30 protein-coding genes are annotated in these 25,150 nt (G+C 69.5%); 15 read left to right on the forward strand and 15 right to left on the reverse strand.

Going from position 1 to position 25,150, the window contains the following annotated elements; all coding sequences use genetic code 11:
* Positions 1-304: 304 nt before the first annotated feature.
* Positions 305-796 carry an HNH endonuclease gene (locus EIZ44_RS46270; protein WP_009081297.1) on the forward strand — a complete coding sequence of 164 codons (492 nt, stop codon included), beginning with the start codon at positions 305-307 and terminating at the stop codon, positions 794-796.
* A gap of 100 nt (positions 797-896) precedes the next feature.
* Here EIZ44_RS46270 and EIZ44_RS45510 read toward each other — a convergent pair whose 3' ends face one another.
* On the reverse strand, positions 897-1,142 hold the full coding sequence (locus tag EIZ44_RS45510; RefSeq protein WP_235146639.1) for a hypothetical protein: 246 nt from the start codon (positions 1,140-1,142) through the stop codon (positions 897-899).
* 55 nt (positions 1,143-1,197) lie between these two features.
* Between EIZ44_RS45510 and EIZ44_RS45515 the strand changes: the two genes are divergently transcribed.
* From EIZ44_RS45515 to EIZ44_RS16725, 3 genes are all read left to right on the forward strand, one after another.
* Positions 1,198-1,371 (forward strand): hypothetical protein, encoded by a 174-nt coding sequence (locus EIZ44_RS45515; protein WP_235146640.1) that lies wholly within the window; start codon positions 1,198-1,200, stop codon positions 1,369-1,371.
* Positions 1,372-1,680: 309 nt separating this feature from the next.
* Positions 1,681-1,935, forward strand: coding sequence for an aa3-type cytochrome oxidase subunit CtaJ (ctaJ, locus tag EIZ44_RS16720; protein ID WP_037814055.1), 255 nt, complete (start codon positions 1,681-1,683; stop codon positions 1,933-1,935).
* Complete coding sequence (locus tag EIZ44_RS16725; RefSeq protein WP_043829473.1) at positions 1,922-2,404, forward strand: DUF5130 family protein; 483 nt, start codon at positions 1,922-1,924, stop codon at positions 2,402-2,404. Before ctaJ ends, EIZ44_RS16725 begins: the two co-directional genes overlap by 14 nt.
* A 693-nt stretch (positions 2,405-3,097) precedes the next feature.
* Here EIZ44_RS16725 and pepN read toward each other — a convergent pair.
* On the reverse strand, positions 3,098-5,665 hold the full coding sequence (gene pepN, locus EIZ44_RS16735; protein WP_134663132.1) for an aminopeptidase N: 2,568 nt from the start codon (positions 5,663-5,665) through the stop codon (positions 3,098-3,100).
* A 176-nt stretch (positions 5,666-5,841) separates the two neighbouring features.
* Here pepN and EIZ44_RS16740 point away from each other — a divergent pair, with 176 nt between their 5' ends.
* Positions 5,842-6,462, forward strand: coding sequence for a mycothiol-dependent nitroreductase Rv2466c family protein (locus EIZ44_RS16740; RefSeq protein ID WP_037814050.1), 621 nt, complete (start codon positions 5,842-5,844; stop codon positions 6,460-6,462).
* A gap of 37 nt (positions 6,463-6,499) precedes the next feature.
* On the opposite strand, the gene EIZ44_RS16745 is transcribed toward EIZ44_RS16740, so the two are convergent.
* Positions 6,500-7,288 (reverse strand): MBL fold metallo-hydrolase, encoded by a 789-nt coding sequence (locus EIZ44_RS16745; protein ID WP_134729568.1) that lies wholly within the window; start codon positions 7,286-7,288, stop codon positions 6,500-6,502.
* Positions 7,285-8,022, reverse strand: coding sequence for a 2-phosphosulfolactate phosphatase (locus tag EIZ44_RS16750; protein WP_134729570.1), 738 nt, complete (start codon positions 8,020-8,022; stop codon positions 7,285-7,287). Before EIZ44_RS16750 ends, EIZ44_RS16745 begins: the two co-directional genes overlap by 4 nt.
* Positions 8,023-8,066: 44 nt before the next feature.
* Here EIZ44_RS16750 and EIZ44_RS16755 point away from each other — a divergent pair, with 44 nt between their 5' ends.
* The gene (locus EIZ44_RS16755; protein ID WP_134729572.1) at positions 8,067-8,540 is read left to right on the forward strand and encodes a ribose-5-phosphate isomerase; all 474 of its coding nucleotides are present in this window, start codon (positions 8,067-8,069) and stop codon (positions 8,538-8,540) included.
* Positions 8,540-9,349, forward strand: a complete 810-nt coding sequence (locus tag EIZ44_RS16760) for an Fpg/Nei family DNA glycosylase (protein ID WP_134729574.1) — start codon at positions 8,540-8,542, stop codon at positions 9,347-9,349. The genes EIZ44_RS16755 and EIZ44_RS16760 overlap by 1 nt, the downstream gene beginning before the upstream one ends.
* Positions 9,350-9,403: 54 nt before the next feature.
* On the opposite strand, the gene EIZ44_RS16765 is transcribed toward EIZ44_RS16760, so the two are convergent.
* Together EIZ44_RS16765 and EIZ44_RS16770 are read right to left on the reverse strand one after the other, a co-directional pair.
* Positions 9,404-9,640, reverse strand: coding sequence for a hypothetical protein (locus EIZ44_RS16765; protein ID WP_051729013.1), 237 nt, complete (start codon positions 9,638-9,640; stop codon positions 9,404-9,406).
* Between the two features lie 77 nt (positions 9,641-9,717).
* Complete coding sequence (locus EIZ44_RS16770) at positions 9,718-10,530, reverse strand: hypothetical protein (RefSeq protein ID WP_037814038.1); 813 nt, start codon at positions 10,528-10,530, stop codon at positions 9,718-9,720.
* 142 nt (positions 10,531-10,672) lie between these two features.
* Here EIZ44_RS16770 and EIZ44_RS16775 point away from each other — a divergent pair, with 142 nt between their 5' ends.
* Entirely contained in the window at positions 10,673-11,548 is an 876-nt protein-coding gene (locus tag EIZ44_RS16775; RefSeq protein WP_134729576.1) for a TIGR03619 family F420-dependent LLM class oxidoreductase, read from the forward strand.
* Between the two features lies 1 nt (position 11,549).
* Positions 11,550-11,990 (forward strand): nuclear transport factor 2 family protein, encoded by a 441-nt coding sequence (locus EIZ44_RS16780; RefSeq protein ID WP_037814033.1) that lies wholly within the window; start codon positions 11,550-11,552, stop codon positions 11,988-11,990.
* 2 nt (positions 11,991-11,992) lie between these two features.
* On the opposite strand, the gene EIZ44_RS16785 is transcribed toward EIZ44_RS16780, so the two are convergent.
* Positions 11,993-12,853, reverse strand: a complete 861-nt coding sequence (locus EIZ44_RS16785; RefSeq protein ID WP_134729578.1) for an alpha/beta fold hydrolase — start codon at positions 12,851-12,853, stop codon at positions 11,993-11,995.
* Positions 12,854-12,908: 55 nt separating this feature from the next.
* On the reverse strand, positions 12,909-13,376 hold the full coding sequence (locus EIZ44_RS16790; protein WP_037814027.1) for a MarR family winged helix-turn-helix transcriptional regulator: 468 nt from the start codon (positions 13,374-13,376) through the stop codon (positions 12,909-12,911).
* A gap of 73 nt (positions 13,377-13,449) precedes the next feature.
* On the opposite strand from EIZ44_RS16790, the gene EIZ44_RS16795 reads away from it, so the two are divergent.
* Together EIZ44_RS16795 and EIZ44_RS16800 are read left to right on the forward strand one after the other, a co-directional pair.
* Positions 13,450-14,457, forward strand: a complete 1,008-nt coding sequence (locus EIZ44_RS16795) for a substrate-binding domain-containing protein (protein ID WP_037814025.1) — start codon at positions 13,450-13,452, stop codon at positions 14,455-14,457.
* A 25-nt stretch (positions 14,458-14,482) separates the two neighbouring features.
* Complete coding sequence (locus EIZ44_RS16800; RefSeq protein ID WP_134663126.1) at positions 14,483-15,043, forward strand: hypothetical protein; 561 nt, start codon at positions 14,483-14,485, stop codon at positions 15,041-15,043.
* A gap of 411 nt (positions 15,044-15,454) precedes the next feature.
* On the opposite strand, the gene EIZ44_RS16810 is transcribed toward EIZ44_RS16800, so the two are convergent.
* Genes EIZ44_RS16810 through EIZ44_RS16820 form a run of 3 tightly spaced genes read right to left on the reverse strand, consistent with a single transcriptional unit; the run spans position 15,455 to position 18,012 of the window.
* On the reverse strand, positions 15,455-16,333 hold the full coding sequence (locus tag EIZ44_RS16810; protein ID WP_134729580.1) for an aminoglycoside phosphotransferase family protein: 879 nt from the start codon (positions 16,331-16,333) through the stop codon (positions 15,455-15,457).
* 45 nt (positions 16,334-16,378) lie between these two features.
* Positions 16,379-17,041, reverse strand: coding sequence for an MSMEG_1061 family FMN-dependent PPOX-type flavoprotein (locus EIZ44_RS16815; RefSeq protein ID WP_134729582.1), 663 nt, complete (start codon positions 17,039-17,041; stop codon positions 16,379-16,381).
* An 11-nt stretch (positions 17,042-17,052) separates the two neighbouring features.
* Complete coding sequence (locus EIZ44_RS16820; protein WP_134729583.1) at positions 17,053-18,012, reverse strand: PDR/VanB family oxidoreductase; 960 nt, start codon at positions 18,010-18,012, stop codon at positions 17,053-17,055.
* 67 nt (positions 18,013-18,079) lie between these two features.
* On the opposite strand from EIZ44_RS16820, the gene EIZ44_RS16825 reads away from it, so the two are divergent.
* A complete protein-coding gene (locus EIZ44_RS16825) occupies positions 18,080-18,721 on the forward strand; it encodes a TetR/AcrR family transcriptional regulator C-terminal domain-containing protein (protein WP_134729585.1) in 642 nt (213 codons plus the stop codon).
* On the opposite strand, the gene EIZ44_RS16830 is transcribed toward EIZ44_RS16825, so the two are convergent.
* Positions 18,722-19,288 carry a TetR/AcrR family transcriptional regulator gene (locus EIZ44_RS16830; RefSeq protein ID WP_134729587.1) on the reverse strand — a complete coding sequence of 189 codons (567 nt, stop codon included), beginning with the start codon at positions 19,286-19,288 and terminating at the stop codon, positions 18,722-18,724.
* A 115-nt stretch (positions 19,289-19,403) separates the two neighbouring features.
* Here EIZ44_RS16830 and EIZ44_RS16835 point away from each other — a divergent pair, with 115 nt between their 5' ends.
* Positions 19,404-20,267 carry an NAD(P)H-binding protein gene (locus tag EIZ44_RS16835; protein ID WP_134729589.1) on the forward strand — a complete coding sequence of 288 codons (864 nt, stop codon included), beginning with the start codon at positions 19,404-19,406 and terminating at the stop codon, positions 20,265-20,267.
* Here the strand turns inward: EIZ44_RS16835 and EIZ44_RS16840 are convergent.
* Complete coding sequence (locus EIZ44_RS16840) at positions 20,242-20,811, reverse strand: TetR/AcrR family transcriptional regulator (RefSeq protein WP_037814012.1); 570 nt, start codon at positions 20,809-20,811, stop codon at positions 20,242-20,244. The two genes, EIZ44_RS16835 and EIZ44_RS16840, sit on opposite strands and share 26 nt — an antisense overlap.
* Before the next feature lie 95 nt (positions 20,812-20,906).
* Here EIZ44_RS16840 and EIZ44_RS16845 point away from each other — a divergent pair, with 95 nt between their 5' ends.
* Both EIZ44_RS16845 and EIZ44_RS16850 read left to right on the forward strand, forming a co-directional pair.
* Positions 20,907-21,809 (forward strand): NmrA/HSCARG family protein, encoded by a 903-nt coding sequence (locus tag EIZ44_RS16845; RefSeq protein WP_037814010.1) that lies wholly within the window; start codon positions 20,907-20,909, stop codon positions 21,807-21,809.
* A gap of 187 nt (positions 21,810-21,996) precedes the next feature.
* A complete protein-coding gene (locus EIZ44_RS16850; protein ID WP_240691321.1) occupies positions 21,997-24,624 on the forward strand; it encodes an alpha/beta hydrolase in 2,628 nt (875 codons plus the stop codon).
* A 15-nt stretch (positions 24,625-24,639) separates the two neighbouring features.
* On the opposite strand, the gene EIZ44_RS45520 is transcribed toward EIZ44_RS16850, so the two are convergent.
* Together EIZ44_RS45520 and EIZ44_RS45525 are read right to left on the reverse strand one after the other, a co-directional pair.
* Positions 24,640-24,930 carry a GNAT family N-acetyltransferase gene (locus EIZ44_RS45520; protein ID WP_240691322.1) on the reverse strand — a complete coding sequence of 97 codons (291 nt, stop codon included), beginning with the start codon at positions 24,928-24,930 and terminating at the stop codon, positions 24,640-24,642.
* Between the two features lie 3 nt (positions 24,931-24,933).
* Positions 24,934-25,095, reverse strand: a complete 162-nt coding sequence (locus EIZ44_RS45525; RefSeq protein WP_240691323.1) for a hypothetical protein — start codon at positions 25,093-25,095, stop codon at positions 24,934-24,936.
* Positions 25,096-25,150 lie beyond the last annotated feature (55 nt).

Raw genomic sequence — 25,150 nt, forward strand, 5'->3', positions numbered from 1 at the left:
GTCGCGGGTATGTGACACGTCACAGAACACGCGTGCGCCGGGGCCCTGATGTGTGGTCGACTATGCCTGCACCGGTGGAGGTGGTCGAGTGCCAGACCGACAACCCGTCCCCCTCGGCGGCGCCGGCCAAGCCATGGCCGAGCTGCCGCCGGAGGCGATCCTGCGTGCCTGCCCGGGAGGGTCCGCATCCGGCGGCTCCGTCCCGTCCGGGCCGGGGACCCGTCCAGGGGGAGCATCCCGTCCGCCCGGACAGCGTAGAGCCCGCGATCCGGTCGCCCCGGCGTGGGGGCGGCGCCGGGTCCTCCTGCTCAACGCCACTTTCGAGCCGCTGACCGCGGTGCCCATGCGGCGCGCGGTGGTGCTCGTCATGTGCGGCAAGGCGGAGGTCGTCCACGGCGATCCGGGCGGCGTCGAACTGCACGCCGCGACGGTGTCGCTGCCCGTTCCCTCGGTGATCCGGCTCAGCACGTACGTGCGGGTGCCGTATCGGGCGCAGGTGCCGCTCACCCGGGCCGGGCTGATGCACCGCGACCGGCACCGCTGCGCCTACTGCGGCGGCCGCGCGGAGACTATCGACCACGTCGTCCCGCGCAGCAAGGGAGGTCCGCACAGCTGGACCAACTGCGTCGCCTGCTGCGCGAAGTGCAACCACCGCAAGGCCGACCGGCTCCTGTCGGAGATCGGCTGGCGGCTGCGCGTGGTGCCGCGCGCCCCGCACGGCCCGCACTGGCGGCTGCTGGCGCATTCCAAAGAGGCCGATCCGCTGTGGCGGCCGTATCTCGGGTCGGCGGCCTAGCCGCCCGTTCCCGGACACGCCGGCGCCCCGGCTGCCTGTGCGGCGGCCGGGGCGAGCCGATGGACCGTGCTCGACGTCCCTGTTCCGGTGCTGGCGGTGCTCAGGCGGCGAGGCTGTAGTCGGCCTGGCAGGTGACGCGCGTGCCCATCGTGACCCGGGTGCCGCGCGTGACGCGGGTGCCGCGGGTGACGCGCGTGCCCATGGTGACGCGGGTTCCGGCGGTGACCCGGGTGCCGCGGGTGACGCGCGTGCCCATCGTGACGCGCGTGCCGCAGGTGACGCGGGTGCCCGCCGTGACGCGAGTGCCCCGGGTGACGCGGGTCCCGCGCGTGACGCGGGTGCCCATCGTGACGCGAGTTCCGGCCGTGACTCGGGTCCCGCGCGTAACGCGGGTTCCCCTGGTGACTCGAGTTCCCATGGTGACCCGGGTACCCATTGTCACGCGAGTGCCCGCGGTGACCCGGGTTCCGCGGGTGACCCGAGTGCCGCGCGTAACCCTGGTGCCGGACGTGACCCGCGTTCCGGGCACGAATCCGGTCTCGCTGGGTGACGAAATGGTCTCGGTGATCGCCTGAGCGGGGGGCTGGACGCTCTGCATGAGGTGTCCTCCTGGGACCGGTGCGTGACGGGCTGGGGCTGGGGAGGCGGGCACAAGGCCCGTACAGGTGAAAAAGCTACGAGGATTTCAAGGTTCGGACAAGCCGCTATCGCCCGGTACGGCCGCCTGTACGGCGAGTTGCCATCTTTCGGCCCGCAGCCCTTCGCCCCAACGTTCCAGCGGACGCGGGCCAAGCGGCGGACGGCGCCTCGGCGGCGACGAACGGTCGCCCCCGGTCGCCGGTGTCGCGCGGTGGCTGCCGGAGGCATCCGATACGCTCACCGGCGTGAACGTTGTCGAGACGATCCTGGTCTACGCGGTCATCCCCGGGGCCATTTACTTCGTGGTCGGCGCCGCGACCTTGCGGAAGAAGTTCTCGGGGACGCCGCGGTACCGGCCGGGGCAGCCGTGGGAGTACCCCGCTATGTGGTGGACCGCCAACCCGGACGGCGTAGGAGCCGGCCACGGCCCGGCGGTTGACGTGAATGCGGCGCCCGCGGGCGCTTCGACGGCCGCAGGAGGCGCTCGTGGCAAGTGGTGAAGTGACCCAGACCGCGGTCGCGGAGAAGGACCTGGCCTTCGGCGAGGTCATCACCAACAGCGGCAGGCTGTCCGCGGCGAAAATGTACGAGCCCGCGGCCCCGACGAGCCCGTTCACGGTGCAGCAGCTCGCCCGCCTGGACGAGGCCCTCACCTTCGCGACGCGCGAAACGGGCCTCGACTTCAGCATCTACCTGGGCGACCTGGGCGAAGACACCCGGGCCGGCGCGGAAAAGCTGCACGCCGCCACCGACGACCCGACGAACGCGGTGCTGCTCGGCGTTTCCCCCGCCCAGCGCGCGATCGAGATCGTCACCGGCGAGCGCGCCCACTCCCGCCTCCCCGACCGAGGCGCGAACCTGGCCGTGGCGAGCATGGTGGCCTCCTTCAAGGAAGGCGACCTGACCGGCGGTCTCGTCAATGCCCTGCGCATGCTGAGCGACCAAGCTGGCCCCGCGCCGAAGCACTGATACATCCCACGCCAGAGCCGTCCCGCACTCAGCGGGACGGCTCTTTTACGTTCTGCTCCCGCCGCTGCCGCCGTTCGTGAGGGCCACCCTCATTGACTCTGATTCCCCCAGGGTTCCCCTCACGACCCGCCCCTCCGTCCGTGAGGGGCTCCTTCACGGACTTGGATTCCCTCAAGGAGCCCTTCACGGCCCGCCTCGCAGCTGCCTCGCAGCTGCCCAATGCCGCCCCAATGCCGCATTGGGTGCATGGGACGCAACGAACGCCACATTGGGTGCGTCAGACGCACCCAACGCCACTTTGGGGCGCAAGCCCCAATCCCCACCAGCTCAATCGCACCTGCCGCCGGAACGCACCCAACGCCACATTGGGTGCATCCCACGCACCGAACGCCACTTTGGGTGCATCTGACGCACCCAATGCCACATTGGGGCGCTAGCCCCAAACCGCGAACCCCAGCCGCACCGGCGCACCCAACCATCGAGGCACCCAGCCCCTCTACCGCAGCCGATGCACTCAACGAGCGAGGCACCCAGCCCCTCCCGCGCACCCCGATACGAAGCCTCCCTGCGGTTCGGGGGTGCTTGTCAAGGCATCTTTCCCGCCTTGACAAGCACCCCCGAACCGTCAGCACAATCAAGCTTCGGGGTGCCCCACGCAACCACAAGCCGATGTCGCCGCCAGGCGACGAGAAGTCAGACCTGACTGTCAAAATCCCGAGCAGCCAACGCCCGGACAATCCCAGCCCGCCCCTCGGAAACCAGCCGCCGCAACGCAGCCGGATGATCCCCTGCAAGCCACTCATCCGAAGCATTCACCGTCGCAGGCTCAACCGCCCAAGACGGATACAACCCAATCGCGGTCGGCTGAGCCCGCTCACTAGACCGCCGAGCCCAGACATCGTCAATAACCTCGAAATACCGCTCAATATAATCCCCGAGCAAATGCTTCTGCCCAGGATGCGAGAACCCGGAAATCAACGCGTCAGAAACCGCATTAGGAATCTCGTCGTCGTAAATAGCCCGCTGCCAAGTATCCGCCTTCGCCTCAGCAGTAGGCTGCAACGCCCGAGACCGCTCAGCATGCCGCCGCCCAGCCGCAGTGTCGTCCCGCGCCTGCTCGGCATTGATCTCGTCCGCACCAGCCTTGCCGTGCGCCACCAGCGCCTGCAGCAACCGCCACCGCAAATCGGTGTCGACAGTGAGACCCGGCAACGGCGCGGACCCGTCCAGCCACCCGGCGATCTCCGTCAGCATGTCCTCGCTCAACACCCCGCCGGCCAGCGAGTTCACAAACGCCAGCTGATGGTCCGACCCAGCCTCCGCGGTCCGGGCCAGCTCCAGCAACCGGCCGCTGAACGCAGGCCAGCCCTCCGCCGCGGCCCACTTCTGGTCCGCATAAGAGTTGAGCGCCGTCTGCGCCTGCAGCAGCAACCGCTGCACGACCCCGACCTCGCTCTCGGCGTGAATCCCGCGCGCCACGAGCGTCACGAAGTCGCGAGCCTTCAGTTCGGCCTCGCGCGTCATCTCCCACGCGGCCGACCAGCACAGCGTGCGCGGCAGCGATTCGGTGATGTCGCCGATCCGGTCGATCAGCGTGGTCAGCGACGCCGGGTCGAGCCGCATCCGGCAGTAGGTCAGGTCGTCGTCGTTGACCAGCACGAGCTTGCCCGCGGCCTGGCCGACCAGGTCCGGCACCTCGGTGCGCTCGCCGGTGACGTCCAGCTCGACGCGGCGGGTGCGGACGATCTTGCCGTCGCTGTCCTCGTCGTACACGCCGACCGCGACGCGGTGCGTGCGCAGTTCGCCGGCGCCCGGCTTCGCGCCGGTCTGCACGACGGCGAACGACGCGAAGGTGCCGTCGGGCGCGATCTCGTAGCGCGGGCTGAGCGAGTTGAGGCCGGTGGTCTCCAGCCATTCCGCGCTCCACCACGACAGGTCGCGGCCGGACGCTTCCTCCAGCGCCGCCAGCAGGTCGGCGAGCGTGGCGTTGCCCCACGCGTGCTTGCCGAAGTACACCTTGAGGCCGTCGAGGAAGTGCTCGATGCCCACGTAGGACACCAGCTGCTTCAGCACGCTCGCGCCCTTGGCGTAGGTGATGCCGTCGAAGTTGACCTCGACCGCGTGCAGGTCGACGATGTCGGCCGCGATCGGGTGCGTCGAGGGCAGCTGGTCCTGGCGGTAGGCCCAGGACTTCTCGATGTTCGCGAAGCTGGTCCAGGCGTTCTTGTACTCGGTCGCCTCGGCCTGGGCGAACACGCTCGCGAAGGTCGCGAACGACTCGTTCAGCCACAGGTCGTCCCACCAGCGCATGGTGACCAGGTCGCCGAACCACATGTGCGCCATCTCGTGCAGCAGCGTCTCGGCGCGGCGCTCGTAGGCGTAGCGGGTGACGCGGCTGCGGAAGACGTAGTCCTCGAGGAAGGTGACCGCGCCGGCGTTTTCCATCGCGCCCGCGTTGAACTCCGGCACGAACAGCTGGTCGTACTTGGAGAACGGGTACGGGGTGCCGAATTTCTCGTGGTAGAAGGCGAAACCCTGTTTGGTTTCGACGAACAGCCGCTCGGCGTCCATGTGCTCGGCGAGCGACGCGCGGCAGTAGATGCCGAGCGGGATGGTGCGGTGCTCGTCGCGGAACTCGTCGGTCCACTCCGCGTACGGGCCGGCGACGAGCGCCACCAGATAGGTGGAAATGCGCTCGGATTCGGCGAACTGCGTGCGGCGCGCGCCGTCTTCGGTGTCCTCGGCGCTTTCGACGAGCGCGTTGGACACGACCTTCCAGTCGCGCGGGGCGTGCACCGCGAGCCGGTAGACGGACTTGAGGTCCGGCTGGTCGAAGCAGGCGAACATGCGCTTCGCGTCGGCGGTCTCGAACTGGGTGTAGAGGTAGACGCCGTCGTCGACCGGGTCGACGAACCGGTGCAGGCCCTCGCCGGTGTTCATGTAGCGGCAGTCCGCGGTGACGACGAGTTCGTTCTCCGCGGCAAGGCCGGGCAGCGCGATGCCCTTTTCCTCGGCGTAGCCGCTGACGTCGAGCTCAGTGCCGTTCAGCACGGCGGAGCGGACGCCTTCGGCGACGAGGTCGATCCACGACGCTTCGCCGGGACGGCTGCTGGAGAACCGCACCGTGGTGGTCGAGCGGAACGTCTTCTCCCCGGGACGGCCGCTGCCGTCGGTCAGGTCCAGCTCGATGTCGTAGGACGACACGTCCAGCAGGCCGGAGCGCTGCTTGGCTTCGTCACGCGTCAGGTTGGGGGCGGGCACGGGCACCTCTGGTCTTCGGATCCGGTGGGCACGACGTTCAGCATCCAATCATGACGGGCAGGGAAGGGGCGACCAGGGAACAATGCGGAGGGGCCGCCGCGTTGGCTCGCAGTGCGGGGGTTGGCCCCGTCCCCGGCGCGCGCCGGGGAGCAGCCTCGCCGAGGAGCCCGTGAAAAATGACTGACTCGTCCCAGCCCACCACGGTGGACTTCTACTTCGACCCGATCTGCCCGTTCGCGTGGATCTCGTCGCGGTGGATCCTGGAAGTCGAGAAGCACCGCGAGCTGGACCTGACCTTCCGGGTGATGAGCCTGTCGGTGCTGAACGAAGGCCGCGAAGACCTGCCCGAGCGGTACAAGGAGCTGCTGAGCGAGGGCTGGGCTCCGGTCCGCGTCGCGACCGCGCTGGCGCAGACCCAGGGGCAGGAAGCCGTGCGCGACTTCTACACCGAGTTCGGCACCCGCTACCACAACCAGCACAACGAGGACCGCAAGCTCGTCATCAAGGAGGCGCTGGCCGCGATCGGCGCGCCCGCCGAACTCGCCGAGGCGGGCGAATCGACCGAATACGACGAGGCACTGCGCAAGAGCCACCACGAGGGCATGGACCCGGTCGGCATGGACGTCGGCACGCCGACCATCCACGTCAACGGGAGCGCGTTCTTCGGCCCGGTGCTGTCGTCGATCCCGCGCGGCGAGGACGCGCTGAAGGTGTTCGACGGCGCGGTCGCGCTGGCGAGCTACCCGGACTTCTTCGAGCTCAAGCGCACCCGGACCGGGGACCTGAACTTCGACTGACGCGCGTTCGCGGGTGCTGGTCGCGTTTCTTCCGCGATCAGCACCCCAGCGCGGCCCTGGTGACGTCTTCGGGATACGGCGAGGTTTTCACCGCTTCCTCGATCGGCGTCTTGGCGGTCTTCAGCTCGTGCAGCCGCAGCAACCCGTCGCGATGCGTCCGGACGAACGCTTCGTCCACCGGGTCGCCGTGGCCGGGCACGACGACGCGCGGTTCGAGCGCGAGCAGCGCGTCCATTGCCGCGGCCCACGCGTCGAGTTGATCGTCCGGGCCGAACGAGTACGCGGTGAAGCCGTGCGGGCCGTGTTCCACGACGTCTCCGGCGAAGACGACATCCACGTCCGGCACGTGCACCAGCAGGTCGTGGTCAGTGTGCGCGACGCCGGGGTGCACGAGCGTGACGGTGCGGCCGCCGAGGTCGAGTTCGGCGCGGTCGGGTACCAGACGGTCCGGCGGCATGAGTCCGGTTCGTTCGATGGCGTCGGCGATCTCCGGCTTGCCTTCGTTGCGGTAGTGCGCGGCCCAGGTTTGCTTGTCAGCTTCGCCGTTTTTCAGCATGGCCTGCAGGCAGCCGGGGTGGGCCCAGACGTCGCAGGGCAGGAACGGCGTGGTGCCGAAGGCGTGGTCGAAATGCGCGTGCGTGTAGACGACCGACCACGGCAGTTCGGTCAGCTCGCGGACCGCGGCGGCGAATTCGGCGCCCTGGTCGACGTCGCCGCGGGTGTCGATCACCAGGCACTTCTCCTGGCCGAGCACTAGGCCGGTCGTGAGGTCCAGTTCGTCGTACCGGCGGGCGAAAACCCGGTCGGCCACCTCGGTCCAGCTCATTGCCCCTCCAGGATTCCGCGCGACAGCCTCGCCACGCTAGCGCTGACGTCCTGCTGCGCGGCGAGAACGACGTCGTTTCCGTGGCCGGTCGCGGCGAGTTCCCGGCCGGAGGTGCAGGTGCGCAGCGCTGTCGGAACATCGGTGGCCGCGTAGGCGGCCGCGGCGAGCGCGGCTTCGGCGGACCACGAGCCGGGCAGCGCGCTGACGATCGCACCCGCGCCCAGCTGGTCCTCGACGCACGGCCGCAGGGGACCGAATTCCGCGCCTTCTCCGAACATGTCGACGCCCCAGCGTTCCCCGGCGGGAATGACGCCGATCGGCCGTCCGTCGGCGATTTCCCTGGCTTCCGCCGCGGTCGCCGACGCATTCCGCAGGCAACCGGCCAATACGTGCGCGCCGGTTTTCGCCGCGGCCGCGCAGAGCGTCGCACCATTGGGGGAGGGGAGGGCGAGCAGCGTGCCGGACGGGATCTCCGTCACAGAAGACGGCCGGAGCGTCCATTCCTCGTCGCCCGCGACCACCGCTCCCGCTCCGCGCGCCTCGGCGATCCCGCGTTCGTCGCGCCACCGCACCGGAAGCACGCGGCCGCCGCGACCGACGACGAGATCCGTTGTGGTGCTGAAGGAAAGCACGTCGACGATGATCAGCACGGCGCATTCCGGGCCGAGGATTTCGACGCCTTCGCCGCCCCATTCGAGTCGCACGTCCGTGCCGTGCTGCGCTGCGATGTCCACCCCCGGAGCATGCCGGGTCGGCGGCGAGATGGCACACTCCCGCTGTGCGTGTCTACTTGGGATCCGACCATGCCGGTTTCGAGCTGAAGAACCACCTTGTCCGCCACCTCGGCGAACAGGGGCACGAGGTGACCGACATCGGTCCGTTCGTCTACGACGCGGCCGACGACTACCCGGCGTTCTGCGTCGAAACCGCGCGCCGCGTGGCCGCCGACGAGGGCAGCCTCGGGATCGTCATCGGCGGGTCCGGCAACGGCGAGCAGATCGCCGCGAACAAGGTGCAGGGCATCCGCGCCGGGCTCGGCTGGAGCGTCGAAACCGCGCAGCTGACCCGGCAGCACAACCACGCCCAGGTGCTGGGCGTCGGCGCCCGGATGCACACCGAGGAGCAGGCGACCGAGATCGTCGACGCGTTCCTCGCCACGCCGGTGGACCCGGCCGAGCGCCACACGCGGCGCGTGCAGCAGCTGCTCGACTACGAGCGCACCGGCACCCCGCCCGCCCTGCCGGAGGCCTGATGCCCGAGGGGCACACGCTCCATCGGCTGGCCCGTCTCCACAAACGCCGCTACGCAGGCGGACCGGTCGCGGTCAGCAGTCCGCAGGGTCGGTTCGCCGCGGAGGCGGAGAAACTCGACGGGCAGGTGCTCGTTTCCGCTGAGGCGTACGGGAAACATCTGTTCCACGACTACGGTCCGGCGGGGACAGTCCATGTCCACTTAGGTCTGTACGGCACCTTCGGCGAAGCGCCGCTGCCGGAGACCGAGCCGGTCGGCCAGGTGCGGATGCGGCTCGTCGGCCGCACCCACTGGACCGATCTGCGCGGACCGACCCGGTGCGAACTGCTGGATCCGGCGCAGGTCGACGCGATCAAGGCCCGCCTCGGCCCGGACCCGCTGCGCCGCGACGCGAAGCCGGATCGCGCGTGGGAGCGGATTTCGCGCTCGCGGACGACGATCGCCGCGTTGCTGATGGATCAGGCTGTGCTGGCCGGGGTCGGGAACGTTTACCGCGCGGAAGTGCTGTTCCGGCACGGGATTTCGCCGATGGTCCCCGGTCGGTCGCTGGACCGCGCGCTGTGGGACGACATGTGGGCGGACCTGGTGACGCTGATGCGCGCCGGGGTCCGGGTCGGCCGGATCGACACGGTCGCGCCCGAGCATTTGCCCGCGGCGATGGGACGCGCCCCCCGCGAGGATCGGCACGGGGGCGAGGTTTACGTGTACCGGCGGGCCGGGATGCCGTGTTTGATTTGCGGGACGCCGGTGGCGCAGAAGGAATTGGCGGCGCGGAATCTTTATTGGTGTCCGACCTGTCAGCCTGCGTGAGTTCGGCGGTTCGAAGCGAGAGCAGCTCTCGTGTTTCTGCCCGCTTAGTGTTCGTCAACGCTCGATCGAGCGCAGGGCTTCCTGCGGTGTGCGGCCGGTCGCCTCTGCGAGGGCGGTGACCGCTCTCGCAGCCAGTGCGACCAGATACAGCGCCGCTCGCAACGCGTCCTGGCGGACGGCGGCGTCGGTGAGGTTGTAGGTATCCGCGTCCTCGTCGGCGAGGTAGGCCGCCACGGCGTCCACCGTGGTCCGGTGCAGGTTCGACTGCTTCTTCCGTTCGCTGTCGGGCATCCGGCCAGTTTCCTCCTGCGGGAACGACAAAGGCCCCGCGGCACGTCTGCCACGGGGCCTTTCACCGGAGTCACCGGTCAGAAGTCGAAGCCTCCGCCGTCAAACCCGCCGCCATCGAAGCCGCCTCCGTCGAAACCTCCGCCGAAGTCCTGGCTTCCGTCGAATCCGCCGCCGTCAAAGCCCCCGCCGTCGAAGCCGCCGTCCGCTCCGTCCATGCCGCCGGCGTCCAGGGCGTCCGCCTGGCCCGCGTCGTAGCCGGATTCCCAGGCCGACGCGCTGGCGATGCCGCTCATGCCGGAGAACATGGCGCTGAACAGGAACATCGAGCCGAGGCCCCACGCGCCCGCCACGAGCGCGGGCTTCCACCACGGCTCGCTGTACCAGCCTTGCGGCACCGGGCGTCCCGCGACGCGGCCGCCGGGGTAGTAGTACGGCGTGTCCTGGCCGGGGTCGGGCGAGGCGGCGTAGCGCTGGCCCTCGACGTCCACCTCGCGGTGTTCGGTGACCTTGCCCGCGCGTTCGCGTTCGGCCTCGTCCGGCAGCGCCGGGCCGGGGTCCATGCCCATCGCCACGCGCGCGGCGCGCACGTAGTACAGGCCCTCGACGGCGGTTTCCTTCACCAGCCGGGCCTGTTCGACCGTCTTGGCCTGCTCCAGCTGCGAACCGGCGGCGTTGTAGCGCTCGCTCGCGTCGGCCATCGCCTGCTGGGAGGCGGTGTCGGTGCCGGTGATGTTGAGGACCTGGCCGCCGAGGCGTTCGACGAGGCGGCGCGCGTCGGCCTTGGCGTCCTCGAGCTGGCTCTGCTTGGCCGCGGCCTGCTTCCTGGCCAGGTACAACCCGCCTCCGACGATGACGACGACCAGCACGATCAGGAGGATCGCGGTGCCCATGGGTCACTCCGTGTCTCGATCTGACGCGACGGCCGGGCAGCCGTCCCTGAAACGGACAACGCGGACCGTGCGCGGAGAGTTCCCGGCGGCGCCGCCGATCGGGCGGTGGCCGACAAAACTAGAACACGTTATAGTCCGCGGCATGAAGTTCTCCTTGTCGATCGCGATGAGCCCGCTCGACCAGCTGACCGGGCTGGCCCGCGCCGCCGAGGAGGCCGGGTTCTCCTCGATCGTGCTGCCCGATTCGCTCTTCTACTCCGAGAAAGTGTCCGCCGACTATCCCTACACGCCCGACGGCAGCCGGTTCTGGGACGAGAACACGCCCTGGGCGGATCCGCTGGTCGCGACCGCCTCGATGGGCGCGGTGACCGAGCGGATCCGGTTCTACACGTCGGTGCTGAAACTCGGCTCGCGCAATCCGGTGCTGCTCGCCCGGCAGGTCAACTCGGTCGCCGCGCTGACCGGCGGGCGGTTCGGCCTCGGGCTGGGGATCGGCTGGTCGCCGGAGGAATTCGCATGGTGCGGCGCGCCGTATCAGCGGCGCGGCAAACGGTTCGACGAGGCCATCGAGGTGCTGCGGCTGATCCTCAGCGGCGACATGGTCGAGTTCCACGGCGAGTTCTTCGACTTCGACAAGCTCAAGATGAGCCCGGCGCCGCCGTCGCGCGTGCCGTTCTACATCGGCGGGCACACCGACGTCGCGCTGCGCCGGGCCGCGCGCGTGGCGGACGGCTGGTCGTCCGCGATGATGACGCTCGACCAGCTGCGCGACACCATCGGCAAGCTCAAGGGCCTGCTCGCCGAGCGCGGGCGCGCCGACGACCCGTTCGAGTTCCAGGCGGTGTGCGTCGACCGGTTCGGGCTCGACGGGTTCCGCGAACAGGCCGAGGCGGGCGTCACTGACGCGATCACCATGCCGTGGGTGTTCGAGGGCCACAGATTCGACGCGGACCTCGGCCCGAAGGTCGACGCGATCCGCAAGTTCGGCGACGAGATCATCGCGAAAATCGAGGAGTGACATGGGAGTCGAGGTCTGCTGGGACCCCGCGGCGAAGCAGCCGCCCGCGCGGGAAGCGGCGTTCAAGTCGATGACGGCGGCGACCGCGGGGGACAAGGACGGCTGGCTCGCGCTGTTCGCCCCGGACGCGGTCGTCGAGGACCCGGTCGGCCCGTCGATGTTCGACGAGGAGGGCAAGGGCCACCACGGCCCCGACGGCCTTTCCGCGTTCTGGGACAAGACGATCGGGAACGTCGAGAAGTTCGAGTTCGTGATCCGCGATTCGCACGCGGCGGGTTCAGAGGTCGCGAACGTCGGCACGATCACGACGTACTTGCCTGGTGGCTATCGCGTCGACACCGACGGGGTGTTCGTGTATCGGGTGAACGAGGACGGGTTGGTCGTTTCGATGCGGGCGTTCTGGGAGACGGAGCGGGCGATGGCGACGGCGCGGCAGGTTTGACGTCAGGCTGGGTCTGTTTCGGCGAAGTCGAGAACGTGTGTGGTGATGAGGTCGGGCTGCTGAAGCGTTAGCGCGTGCGTCGTTCTCGGCACGATTTCCGTGCTGATGCGGGGATTCAGCTTCGCGACCCGGGCGGCGACTTCGGACGCGCGATGGATATGGCTGCGTTCGCCGAGGACCAGGCGGACGGGGACTTCGATCGCGCGGAGTTCGTCGTCGGTGAAGACGTGCTGCGGCGGCAGGTGCGCCTTGTACTTCAGGCTGGCGAACAGCAAGGGCCGCAAGGTGCGCCGCACGGTCGGATCGCCGGCGACGATCCGGCGCTGGATCGCGGCGGGCAGGAGCCAGCGGAAGATCTCCCGGAAACTCCACAGGAGGAACTTCGGGACGCTGATCTCCGCGAAGCCGGCCGGTTCCAGGCCGATGACGCCCGCGATCCGGTCGGCGGAACGGGTCGCGAGGTTCAGCGCCAGGTACCCGCCGCGCGAAACCCCGGCCAGGTACGCCTTTTCCTGGCCGAGCGCGGCGAGGAGTTCAGAAAGCCATGCGGCGAGGTCGTCGTCGGTGCTGACGGAGACGGTCTCGACCGAGTGGCCCGGTTCGCCGATCGAATCGACGGCGTAGACCGGATGACGGGCGGCCAGTTCGGCGAGGTGCGGGTACCAGGACAGGGACGAGCCCATGATGCCGTGCAGCAGCACGATCGGCGTGCCGTGCCCGGGACCGCTGCGCCGGACGCGCGTGGGGCCGAACTTCGTCGGGATGTCCAGTTCCTCGGACGGAACCGGCCATTCTCGCAGGACTCGCGCGTAGACGGCGAAGTAGCGTTCTTGTGCTTTGCGGTCGGTGAAAGCTCCCGGCATCGTCCCTCCCCGAGACAGGTGCGCTTCCACCGTAGCAGCCCGGCAAGGGCCTCGGTCAGGAATTGTCCAGGCGCAGCAAGGTGTTCAGCAGGCTTCCGCCGGGCAGCCCCTCGTCGCCGAAGATCCGGTGCTGCACCTCGATCACGAGCGGCATCGCGGCGCGCAGGGCGGCTCCGCCGGAGTCGGTGACCTCGACGCGTTTGGCGCGGACGTCCTCGGCGCTGCGCGCGCGGGCGACGAATCCCTTGCGCTCCAGCGTTTTCAGGATCTGCGACACCTGCATCGGGTGGATGTCGCCGGACGTCGCGAGCCCGGACTGGGTCACCGGGCCGCCGGTGCGGTTGAGCCAGCCGGCGAGCGCGAGCGTCTGGAACTGCAGGTGCGTCAGGTCGAGCGGGGCGAGGGCCTGGTCGACCTCGCGGACGTAGCGGTGCACGACGCGCCACATGACGAATCCCACCGCGTTCTCGGGGGCGCCGAGCGAGGCGGTGGCGAAGAGTTCGGCGAGCGCGTCCTTGTCCATCGGGAGGCATCGTAGCGGTTGCCCGAAGATAGTAAACGCGTTTAGTATGAGACCGGACGGAGAGGAGCACGTCATGACTGACCTGCGGCTGGACTTCGGCCTGTACCGCTACGACAACACCCGCCCGCTGTTCGACGGCCGGGTCCGCTTCGAGGGCGTCGACGCGACCCTGCACACTGCCGACATCGTCTCGGACCTGTTCGAGCGGATGGTGCGGGGCAGGGAGTTCGCTGTCGCCGAACTGGGGCTCACGTTCTATCTGCGCACCCTGGACCTGCCGGATCCGCCGTTCGTTGCGCTGCCGGTGTTCCCGAACCGGCAGTTCCGGCATTCGGCGATCTACGTCAACGCGCGCAGCGGCATCCGGGAGCCGCGCGATTTGATCGGCAAGACGATCGGCGAGTTCGCGACGTACGGGCACGACGCGGGCGTCGTCGCGAAAGGCATGCTGTCCGACGAGTACGGCGTGCGGCCGGAACAGAGCCGGTGGGTGATCGGCGGATTCGACTGGCCGATGGAGTGGTTCGATTTCGTTCCGCGACTGCACCCCGCGGAAGTGGAGGTGCGGCAGGCTCCGGCGGGGAAAGCGCTCGGGCCGATGCTGGAGAGCGGGGAGATCGACGCGTTCATTACCGCGGATCCGCCGCGCGGCATCCGGGAGGATTCGCCGGAGGTGGCGCAGTTGTTCCCGGATTACGTGCCGGTGGAACGCGAGTATTACCGGCGGACCGGAATCCGGCCGATCATGCATGCGGTGGTCGTCCGGCGGGATCTGCTGGCGGAGAATCCGGGTCTGGCGGAGCGGCTGTATCGGGGGTTTGTCGACGCGAAGGAAGTCGCGATGGCGGATTACCGGCGGGGGCGCATTTTCAATCACATGGGCGATGCCGGGATGGTGCCGTGGTTCAGTGCGTTGTACGACGAGAACCGCCGGTTGTTCGGGGAGGATTGGTGGCCGTACGGAATTGAGAAGAACCGGCGGTCGGTGGAGGCTTTCCTGCGGTGGCACTTCGAACAGGGATTGTCGAAGAGGCTGATGAAGGTGGAGGAGATTTTCGTGCCGGAATTGCTGGATACCTAGTCGTTGCGCTGGCATGCTTCCGGATGTGGCGGACGAATGGTTCGAATACGACGGCGAGCTCGGCGAGACTGAGCGCCGCTTTGTCGAGGCGCTGCGGATTCGCGCGGCTCATTGGCGCGCGAGCCCGCTCGACAGCCGAGTGGATCCGCCCGACGCGGAGCTTCCGCTGATCGCTTCCCTGGACCTGTCCGATCCGGTCGCGCACTGCGTGCTCATGACCCTCGGGGTGCATCTGGACGGCCGGACCCTGCGCGGCGACGAGGTGCACAACCAGTTGTTCACCCTGCCGGACGAGCCGACCAAGCTGGCGTTCGCCGCGACCGGCGGGCCGGAAGACCTGGCGACGCGGGCGGCGAACTGGTTCGAAGCTGTCTTGCGTCGGCCGGTCGTGCGCTGCGAATGGACGCTCACGCGGCAGATCCACCTGTTCGCGGACACCGGGGAGATCGTCGGGGGCGGGGACGGCCGCAGGTTTTGCTCGCCCGGCCAGCTCGACCGGGTGGCCGCCACCGGTCGCCTCGACGGCGGACGCTGGGTCGACGCCGGAGGGTTCCGGCAGCCGGATCTCGTTGTCCGCGTCCGGTGATCAGGGCGGGTCGGTGAACGACGGCCGCTGGGTCAGGCGCCGCGGCGCTCCGCGGTCAGCAGGTCGACCGCGCCTGGCCGGATGCTCACTGTCCATCCGTCTAGGGGAAAGCCGCTCGCGACGTTCACCTTCCGCGGCGGGCGGGTGCCCGGCTACGACCGTGACCGGTGCGCAGACGCTGGCCGAAGCGCTCGCCGCGCATCCTGGCGATCACGCCCGGGCTTTTCAGGTCTACGAGGCGAAACACCGGCGGCAGGTGGACCTGAAGCATCGGCGCGTCAACCTTGTCGCCGCGCTGCTCGTTCCGCGGACTCGGCACGGGCTGGCACTGCGCAATACCGTCGGCAGAGCGGTCGGCCTCGTCACCCGAAACGCCGTGACTGCCAAGGAGAACAGCTGCCGGGACCTCGGTCAGGCGAGGCCCAGTTCCTCGCGCAACCCTTCCCACGCGATGACGTCGTCCTCGTTCCCGGTGTGCGACGCGGAAAACCAGTCAGCATACTCGCGCAGTTCGGAAAGCCGCCAGTCGAGGGCGAACAGTTCCAGCATCGCGGGGTCCAGATCTGGGGTGCCGGGCAGGTCGGCGTAGTCGCGTTCGCGCGGGGCGACGGCGAGGGTTTCCCAGTCGACCAGGCGCAGGCCGTCAGGCGTGGTGACCTGGTTGCCGTGGTGGGGTTCGCCGTGGGTCGGGACCCAGGAGCCGCGCCGGGAGGCGGCTAAAGCGGCCAGTTCGAGGTAGCGGTCGTTCCAACGTTTGATCGCATCGCCGCGGGACGCGAGGGCGGTGCGGGCTTCTTCGGCCAACGGGCCGGACGTCCAGGGTTCGGCGGTGCGGGCCCGCAATTCGTCGGCGAAGCCGGGGCCGACCCGCGGGGCCCACTCGCGCAGTCCGGCGGGCGGTGGGGTGCGGTGCAGGGCGTCGAGCACGGCGAGGATTGCCGGTTTGTCGACCTCGTCTTCCGCGGGGCTGCGGCCGTCCAGCATTGGAGTGACGCTGAGCGCGCCGGCTCCGGTGTCGACGGTGAACCGGCCGGACCGCGTCGGCACCGGGGCGCAGACGAACTCCAGCCCGGCGGCGGCCAGTTCGGCGGCGCTCGCGTAGGTGCTTTCCAGCGACGCTGCGGTGTGCCGGGATTCGAGCTGGTCCAGCGTGACGAACAAGGAGTCGGCGCGCCAGTGGTGCGCGCCGAAACCCCAAGGCAGGTAAGCGATTTCGGAGACGGGCTGCCACTGTTCGGCGAGTACGCGGGTGATGGTGTCGTCGGTGGGAAAGGCCGGTCGGGATCGCACAAAACGGATACTAGGCAGCGCTTCGCGGTGGGAGCAACGGAGTTTCTAGAACAGCTCGGTCCGGTAGTTTTCGTCGACCACGTCGTACAGGCCGCCGTTCACGAGGTCGCCGAGGCTGTTGTTGATTTTCTGCGCCTGTTCGGCGATGGAGAGGGTGTAGAAATCGCCGCCGAGGGTCGCTGCCTCGGCGAGGCCGCGAGTGTCGCCCTCCCACAATTTCGCCCGGATGACAGCTTTTCCGCACTGTCCGAACACTTCGCGCACGCGGACGACCGTCGCGAGGACCGCGGGTTTGTTGTCCGCGCTGAGCATGCTCAGCAGTTCCGGATCGTCGGTGACGAAGGCGTCGCCGTTGACGCGGATCACCTCGCGCAGGCCGGGCACGAAAAACACGAGCCCGATCGACGCGGTGGCGGTGACGTTCTCGAAGGTGTCGGCGAGTTTGTTGCCGGGCCGGTCGGGGATGGCGAGCGTCCACGGGTCGAGAACCCGCACCGAACCGGGCGGGTCGCCTTTCGGGCTGACGTCCATCAGGCCGTCCGCGCCGAAGGTGGCGGCGCAGAAGAACGGGCTGTGCGCGATGAACCGCATGGCGAATTCGCCGAGCTGCGGTTCCTTTTTCTCGGCGATGAACTGGTCCGGGAAACCGATGATCTCCCGGATGCGCGCCATGGTGATCGGCGCGTACGCGTCGGCTGCGGTGGTCATGGGCTCTCCCGTCACAGGTCGAGGACGAGGCGTGGGGTGCGGGCGCGGGACACGCAGACGAACATCCGGTCGCCTGCCGCTTGTTCGCTCGGGGAAAGGATGCCGTCGCGGTGGTCGGGGACGCCGTCGAGCACCTTGGTCTCGCACGAGCCGCAGATTCCGGACCGGCACGAGGTCACCGGGCGGATGCCGGCCCTTTCCAGTGCGCTGACAATGCTTTCGTCGGCGGCGACGGATACGGTCTTCTTCGAGGCCGCGCATTCGACCTCGATCGGCTTGTTCTCCGCGGGAGGAGCCTGCGGGGCTTTGAAGCGTTCCAGGCGCAGTGCTTCGGCGGGCCAGTTCTCGGCCGCGGTGTCCAAATCGGACAGCAGCGAAGCCGGTCCGCAGGCGTAGACCTTCGCCCCGGCTTCGACGGGCTTTTCCAGTGCGGACAACGAAATCCGGCCGATGGTGTCCGACGGATGGCAGTGCACGCGCTCGCCGTAGCCGCGGAGTTCGTCGAGGAACGGCATCGACGTGCTGGTGCGGCCGCCGAAGTACAGCTGCCAGTCGGCGCCCTTGGCCGCCGCGGTGCGGACCATCGGCAGGATCGGGGTGATGCCGATGCCGCCCGCCACGAAGACGTACGACTGGGCGGCATGGAAGCCGAAATTGTTCCGCGGGCCCTTGATCGCGACGCGCTGGCCGGGGCGGAGAAACGCGTGCACGTATTCCGAGCCGCCGCGGCTCGCGCGTTCCCGGCGGACGCCGATCCGGTAGTACGCGCGTTCGCCGGGCGGACCGCAGAGCGAGTACTGCCGTTCGACGCCGTTCGGCAGCACGAGGTCGATGTGCGCGCCGGGCTCCCAGCTCGGCAGCGGTTTCCCGGTGACGTCCGCCAGGTCCAGCGAGACGACGCCGTCGGCTTCCCAGCGCAGCTGCCGGACGAAGACGTCCAGCTGCCCGGCGGTTCCGGCGTTCGAGGTCATCGGCTTCCCTCCCTTTGTTAACGTTGTTACTCCGCGCCTCGCCGAGAGTATTGGTAACATCGTTAACATGTCAACCGACACGAAACGGGCGGGAATCGCCGCGACGCGCGCCGAGCGGGCGGTGGCCGAGGCGCTGGAGCTGGTCGACGCGGGCGGGCTGGAGGCGCTCACCATGCGCCAGCTGGCCGACCGGATGGGGCTGCACCTGCCCGCGATCTACCGCCTGTTCGACGGCAAGGACGCGCTGATCGACGAGATGGCCGAGGCGATCCTCGCCGGCGCGGTGGCGAAGCTGCCCGCCGGGGACGGCGACTGGAAGAGCCGCGTGCGGAGCATGGCCGCCGGATTGCGCACGGCGCTGCTCGCGCATCGGGACGGGGCGCGGATCGTCGGCGGGAACTACGCGGCGAAGCGCAGCAATCTGACCTTTGTGGACAGTCTGCTCGGCGGCCTGCTGGCGTCCGGGCTGCCGCGCAAGCACGCGATCTGGGCGACGAGCGCGGTTTTCTGCTTCGTGCTCGGCGAAACGCTCGAGGAACAGGGTGCGACCGGCGACGAGGTCGAGGTGCTGAAGAGCGTGCTGGGGGCGCGGAAGTACGTGCACCTGGAGGCGGGGCCGGTGGAGTCGATGCTCGATTTCGAGGAGCGGTTCCAGTTCGGGCTGGAGCTGCTGCTCGCCGGGGTGGACGCGGTGGCGGGGCGGCCCTAGTTACCGGCGGATCCCGTCCAGCAGGTAAGCGGTGCGCCGGTCGTAGGCGTCCCGGGCAGGCCGTTCGCCGTGCTTGAGGGCGAGGGCGTTGTCGACGACGAGCGCGTGGAGGTCGCCTGCGGTGAACTCCGGCCGCACCACGCCCGCGGCCCGCGCCGCCGCGACCAGTTCTTCGTTCGCCTCGCTTCCGATCCGGCAGATCTCCATGAGCTGCGGCGAGTGCGGATAGATCTGCAGCAGGACGTCATTGACGGCGGGCTGGCGGTACTGGAGGTCGCGCAGTTCGGTGAGGTAGTAGGCGATCTGCTCGCCGGTGTCGTCGATAGCCCGCGTGCGGTCGATGACGGCGAACAGTTCCGTCGCGACGACCTCTTCGATCACCGCCTCGATGAGCCCGATCCGGCCGCCGAACCGGTTGAAGATCGTGGCCTTGCTGACCCCCGCCGCTCGCGCGACCTCCTCCAGCGGGACCGTGAGGCCGCGGCCTTGGAAGGCGCCGATCGCGGCGGCGCGGATCTGTTCGGAATTGCGCCTGGCGTCGGCGCGCAGCCCGGACTCCGAAGGCACTTCGCCCTCCCTCTCGCTGTCGCCTCGCGGCGTAAGTTGACTCGCTTGGTCAGCTTACCTAAAGTCGGGAGAGGAGAAGTTGACCAGTGGGGTCAACTTAGACCAAGGGGCAGAAATGATCGTTGTCACCGGTGCTACCGGCGGGCTGGGCGGCGCCACCGTCGAGCACCTCCTCAAGCGCGTACCCGCGGACCAGATCGGCGTCAGCGTCCGGGATCCCGCGAAAGCGCAGCACTTCGCCGACCGTGGGGTGCGCGTGCGGCAGGGTTCCTACGAGGATCCAGCCGCGCTGCGCGACGCGTTCGCCGGTGCTGAGCAGGTCCTTCTGGTGTCGGGCAACGACCCGGCCGCAGACATGGTCAGCCTGCACCGAGGCGCCGTCGACGCGGCTGTGGCGGCCGGGGTCCGGCGGATCGTCTACACGAGCCAGCACGGAGCCGTCCCCGGAAACCCATACGGGCCGTCGGACATCCACATCGCCACCGAAGCGCTCCTCGCCGACTCCGGAGTCGCCTGGACCGCACTGCGCAACGGCGCCTACGGCCCGCTCGACCAGGTGCTTGGTCCGTGGCAGCGGACCGGGGACATCGCGCAACCGGCAGACGGGCCCGTCCCGTACACCGACCGTGCGGACATCGCCGAGGCCACTGCGGTTGTCCTCGCTGGAGCCCGCGTCATCGACGGCCCCGTCACGCTCGCCGCTCCGGCCGCGGTCACCTTCGACGACTTCGCCGGGATCGCTTCGCGGCTCACCGGTCGTAGCGTCAAACGTGTTGTCGTGGAAGACGAACGGTGGGTCGCCGACCAGGTCGCGCTCGGCGTCCCGGAACAGCTAGCCCGGCTTATGCTGACCTGGTACCAGGCTTCCCGCGCTGGCTATTTCGCCGAGTCCGGCACCCTGCTGGCGGAGCTTCTCGGCCGCGAGCCGCGCACGGTCGCGGAGCGGCTTGCCGTCAGCCTCGACCCGGCTGCGGGCTGATTCCGGCCACCGCGATCCGGAACAGCCGGCTGGCTTCGGCGGCCGGTTCCGGGTGGCGTTCGGTCGTGAGCGTGATGCCGACGATCAGCGCGATCAGATCGCCGACCGTCACCTCCGGCGAGACGGCCCCGTCGCGAGCAGCGCGGGCCACTAGCGGCGCCGCGGATTCCTCCAGTGTCATCGAGCAGGAGTTTCCGTGTGTCGGGTCCGGCACGTCGTACGCGAGGGCGGCGGCGAGGCCGCGCGCGGTCACGCAGTAGCTGACCACGTCGTCCAGCCATTCCAGGAGCGCGCGGCGGCTGTCGGCTTCCCCAGCCAGTTCTTGCGCGCGCGCGGCCAGTAGTGCGATCCGTTCCTGCGAAACGGCTTCCAGCAGCGCGTGCCGGGTGGGGAAGTGCCGTCGCACAGTCGCGGAGCCGACCCCGGCGGTGCGCGCGATCTGCTCCAGCGACGCGTTCGCCCCGTGTGCGGCGACCTCCGCCTCGGCCACTTCGAGAATCCGCGCGTAGTTGCGCCGCGCGTCCGCGCGCTGCTGGCCGGGCATGGCGTGACCTCCGGGTTTGCTAAGTGGCGGGCCCCGCCGTATCGTAGCGGACACGAAACGGCGGGCCCCGCCACTTAGCGTTCCCAGGGAGAATCATGAGTGAGGCAGCACCGGTACTGGTCGTCGGCGCGACGGGACGGCAGGGCGGCGCGACGGCGCGCGAGCTGCTGGCGGCGGGAGTTCCCGTCCGGGCGCTGGTCCGGGATCCGGCGGCGGACCGGGCTAAGGCGGTCGAGGCGGCGGGCGCGGAGCTCGTCGCCGGGGATTTGCTCGATCGGGACGGGCTGGCCCGGGCGGTGAAGGGCGTGCGGGCGGTGTTCAGCGTGCAGATGCCGGACATGAGCGGGGCCGAGCCGGACTTCGCCGGAGAAGTGACCCAGGCGGTGAATCTCATCGAGGCGGCAAAAGCCGCGGGCGTGCCGCAGTTCGTGCACACCTCAGTGAGCGGCGCGGGATCGCCGGAACTGGCCGATGAGCGCTGGGCGTTCCTGGCACCGGCGATGGAGGCGAAGGCAGCGATCCAGGATCGGCTCCGGGCGGCGGATTTCCCGCGATGGACGTTGCTCAAGCCGGGGTTCTTCATGGAGAACTTCCTGCCGTCCACGCAGTACGTCTTCCCGCGCGGCATCGAGGGCGGGCTGGTGACGATCCTGCGTCCGGAAACCCGGCTGTCGCTGGCCGCGACGCGCGACATCGGCCGGGCGGCCGCGGCGGCGATCGCGGAACCGGAGCGGTTCCACCGGGTCGAACTGGAACTGGCGAGCGACTACCGGTCGATGGCCGAGATCGCGCCGATCCTGTCCCGGGTGCTGGGCGTGCCGTTGTCGGTGCCGGACATGACCGTCGAGGAGGCGCTCGCTGCGGGGATGCCGCCGATGGGCTTTTCGCACGCGATGCTGAACGCGCTCGGACAGCCGGCGCGTCCCGAGTTCGCGCGGGAACTCGGGATTCCGCTGACCAGCTTCGAGGAATGGGCTGAGACGGCTATGCGGGCCTGAACGCTTGGCGCAGCAAGGATTCCAGGTCCGGACGGTGCACGGGTCGTCGGTGTTGAGTGCACAGGACCTTCGGCGCCGTTCTGGCACGGCGGGCTGCTTTCCCGGTAGAAAGGAAAGATCATCGGGGAGGGAGTACCCAGTGAAGGTCCTTCTGCGTAAATTTGTCCCCATCGCGGCAGCCGCCGTCTTGGCAGTCACCTTGGCGCCGTCGGCAGCGGCGAGTCCGGCAGCTTCGCCGGAATGGCGCGTCGCCGACGGCCAGCTTCTCTGGACCGCGCCGAAGCCGCTGTTCGGCGACGGTGCGGTGGAGTTCTGGTCCGGCGGCAAGCTGCTCGGCCGAGCCCAGCCGCGGGCCGACCTGCGGACGTTCTCGCTGCCAGCCGGCGGGATCCGCGATCTGCGCGGGCTGGAGGTGCGCGTCGGCGGCCGTTCGCTGACCAATCCGCCTCGCGCGACGGCGAAGCAACCGGCCGCGGTGCCGCTGCCCGAGCTGCCCGCTAATGCGGTGGATCCCGGTAAACCCGGGCAGTTCTCGACGGTCAAGGGCGAGTACTCGCTCGACCCGGTGCGGCTGCCGGGGCTGGACGGGCCGATCGAGATGCAGGGCCTGGTCGTCGCGCCCCGGCACGCGCCGGGGAACCGGCCGCTGGTGGTGTTCCTGCACGGCCGTCACCAGCCCTGCTACAACCCGGCCGATCCGGGCGACTACTCGACGGCCTGGCCGTGCAAGACCGGGATGCTGCCGATCCCGAGCTACCGCGGCTACCTGCAGACCCAGGAATTGCTGGCGTCGCAGGGATTCGTGACAGTGTCCGTTTCGGCCGACGCGATCAACGCGCTCGACCACGCGGCGCAGGACGGCGGCGCGCAGGCCCGGTCGTCGCTGGTCCGGCTGCACCTGGCGCACTGGGCGGACTGGTCCGGCAGCGACCGGGCGACCGCACCGCAGATCGTCCGCGATTCGCCGGCCGCGGATCTGTCGAATGTGGTGCTGGTGGGGCATTCCCGCGGCGGCGAGGGCGTCAACCGAGCGGCGATGGACAGCCTGTATCCGCCGCCGGGCGACACCGGGTTCTCCGGGCCGGTCCGGTGGAAGATCCGCGGCGACGTGCTCATCGCGCCGACCGTGTTCGGGTTCAACCCAGTGCCGGACGTCCCGTCGGTCACCTTCCTGCCTTCCTGCGACGGCGACGTTTCGAGTCTTCAGGGGCAGCAATACGTCGACGGTACGCGCGGCGTCAGCCAGGGCACGGCTCTGCACAGCGCGCTGTACATCTCGGGCGCCAACCACAACTACTTCAACTCGGAATGGACGCCTGGTGTCGCGGTAGCCCCGGCGCAGGACGATTTCTTTTCCCCGCAGCCGGATCCGTACTGCTCGCCCGGCATGTCCGCGCGGCTGACGGACGCGCAGCAGCGAGCGGTCGGCGCGACCTATGTCGCCGCTGCGGCGCACCTGTTCCAGAAGCACGATCTGCGCATGGAGCCGCTGCTGGACGGTTCCGGCGTGCGCGCGCCGTCCGCCGATCCGGCGCATGTGCTGTCGCACGCTCTCGGCGGCGCGCGGACCCCGGTGCTGGTCCCGGATTCGTCGACCAAGGTCACCGGGAGCGGCGACGTCTGTCAGCAAGTCGGCCCGGACCGGCGGTGCCTCGTCGACTCCGGCGCGTCCAAATCGCCGCACTTCGTCGGGCTGGACGACGCTCCCGATCCGTCGCGGACCGCCGTGCACGTGCGCTCCGCGACGGCCGGGGTACCGGCGAAAATCCAGCTGCCGCAACCGGTTTCGCCGAACGGCGCGCGGGCGCTGGCGATGCGGCTCATCGCGCCGGAGAACGTCCCGGCCGAGTCGTTCGACGTCGCGGTCTTCGACACGCGGGGCAAACGCACGAAACTGGGTGCGGTGACGGTGGCCGGGCTGGCCGGAAACGAACGCACGAAATCGTTCTGGGGCCAGGAAGTCCGGGTCCCGCTGCCGCCGCACCTGGAGGTCGCCAGCCTGGAGCTGACGCCGCGGACAGCGGGCGGCGAGGCGTGGCTGCTGGACGCGTACGCCTGGCGTCCCGGCCTGCCCGATCCGAACCCGGCTCCGCTGACCCGGATCGACCTCGGTTCGATGACGGTCAAGGAAGGCGATTCCGGCTCGAAGACGTACCAGATCCCGGTCACCGTGACCGGCGATGGCGGCGGCTCGCTGCGCGTCTTCCGGGCGGACACGGTCTCGCCGATGTCGGTGAAGTGGACCTATCAAGCGGTCACGCTCGCGCCGGGACAGCACACGCTCGACCTGCCCGTGACGGTTGCCGGGAATACCCGGTGGAGCTGGCCGTACCGGATGCTGGCCGAGGTGCAGGCCACCCGCGGCACCGTGATCGGGTCCGCGGAGGGCTCGCTGAACGTCGAGAACGACGACCCGGCTCCGAAGATCAGCGTCGGGCAGTCCGAGGTGTCCGCGGTGGAGGGCAGTGCGCTGACGTGGCCGGTCCGGCTGTCCACAGTGGCCGATTCGGACGTCAGCGTGCTCGGGCAGGTGAAGGCGCCGAAGACCGGGCCGGAACTGATGACCTCGGACGTCGATCCGGAGTGGCTGATCGAGCACGGCCTCGATCCGGCGAAGAAGCAGCCGTTGTCGGAGACCGGATTGACGGCGGTGGTGCAGATCCCGGCGGGGAAGACGAGCGGTGAGCTGACGATCCCGACTGTGCGGCACGACGGGGCGGACCCGGCGAAGCACGTGCTGCTGCAGGTGACGGGCGAGCCGAAGGAATCCGGCCCGGACGTGGACGTCACGGGGACGGTGACGGACGCGGGCTGAGGCCGGACCGCTCGGTCAATCCTCCTGGTCCGGGTTTCGGGCCAGGAGGATTTTCCGTCCGCGCCTGCCGGTTTCGCGGAAACCGTGTCGCAGGTAGAACGCGAGTGCCCGGGGGTTGACCTCGAGGACTTCGAGCACCAGCGGCTGTTTCCGCTCCGCCGCGACGTCGATCAGCCAGCGGAGCAGCCGTCCGCCGACTCCTTGGCCTTGGTAGCGCGGGTCGAGTTCGATCCGGCCGAGCCAGATCTCCGTCGGCCGGTACTCGACCGCGAGCAGGCCCGCGTCCGTACCGTCGATCGTGATCACCTGTCATGTGCCGGGGGAGAAGGCGCGGTCGTGGTAACGGCGCTGGGTTTCGTCGTCCCAGCCCCAGTTCGCGGCGACGTACTCGCCTAGCGCGGCCCGGTGGACGCGGAAGCAGAAATCGCTGTCCGCGGCCGTCGTCGGACGCAGGCCGATCTCGCCTGGCATGTGTTCAGGGTAGCGCGATCACCGGCCCTGCTTGCGGACTTTCGGCAGGATCCGC

Origin of the sequence: Amycolatopsis nivea (genome assembly GCF_004522235.1) — a bacterium.
GTDB lineage: Bacteria > Actinomycetota > Actinomycetes > Mycobacteriales > Pseudonocardiaceae > Amycolatopsis > Amycolatopsis nivea.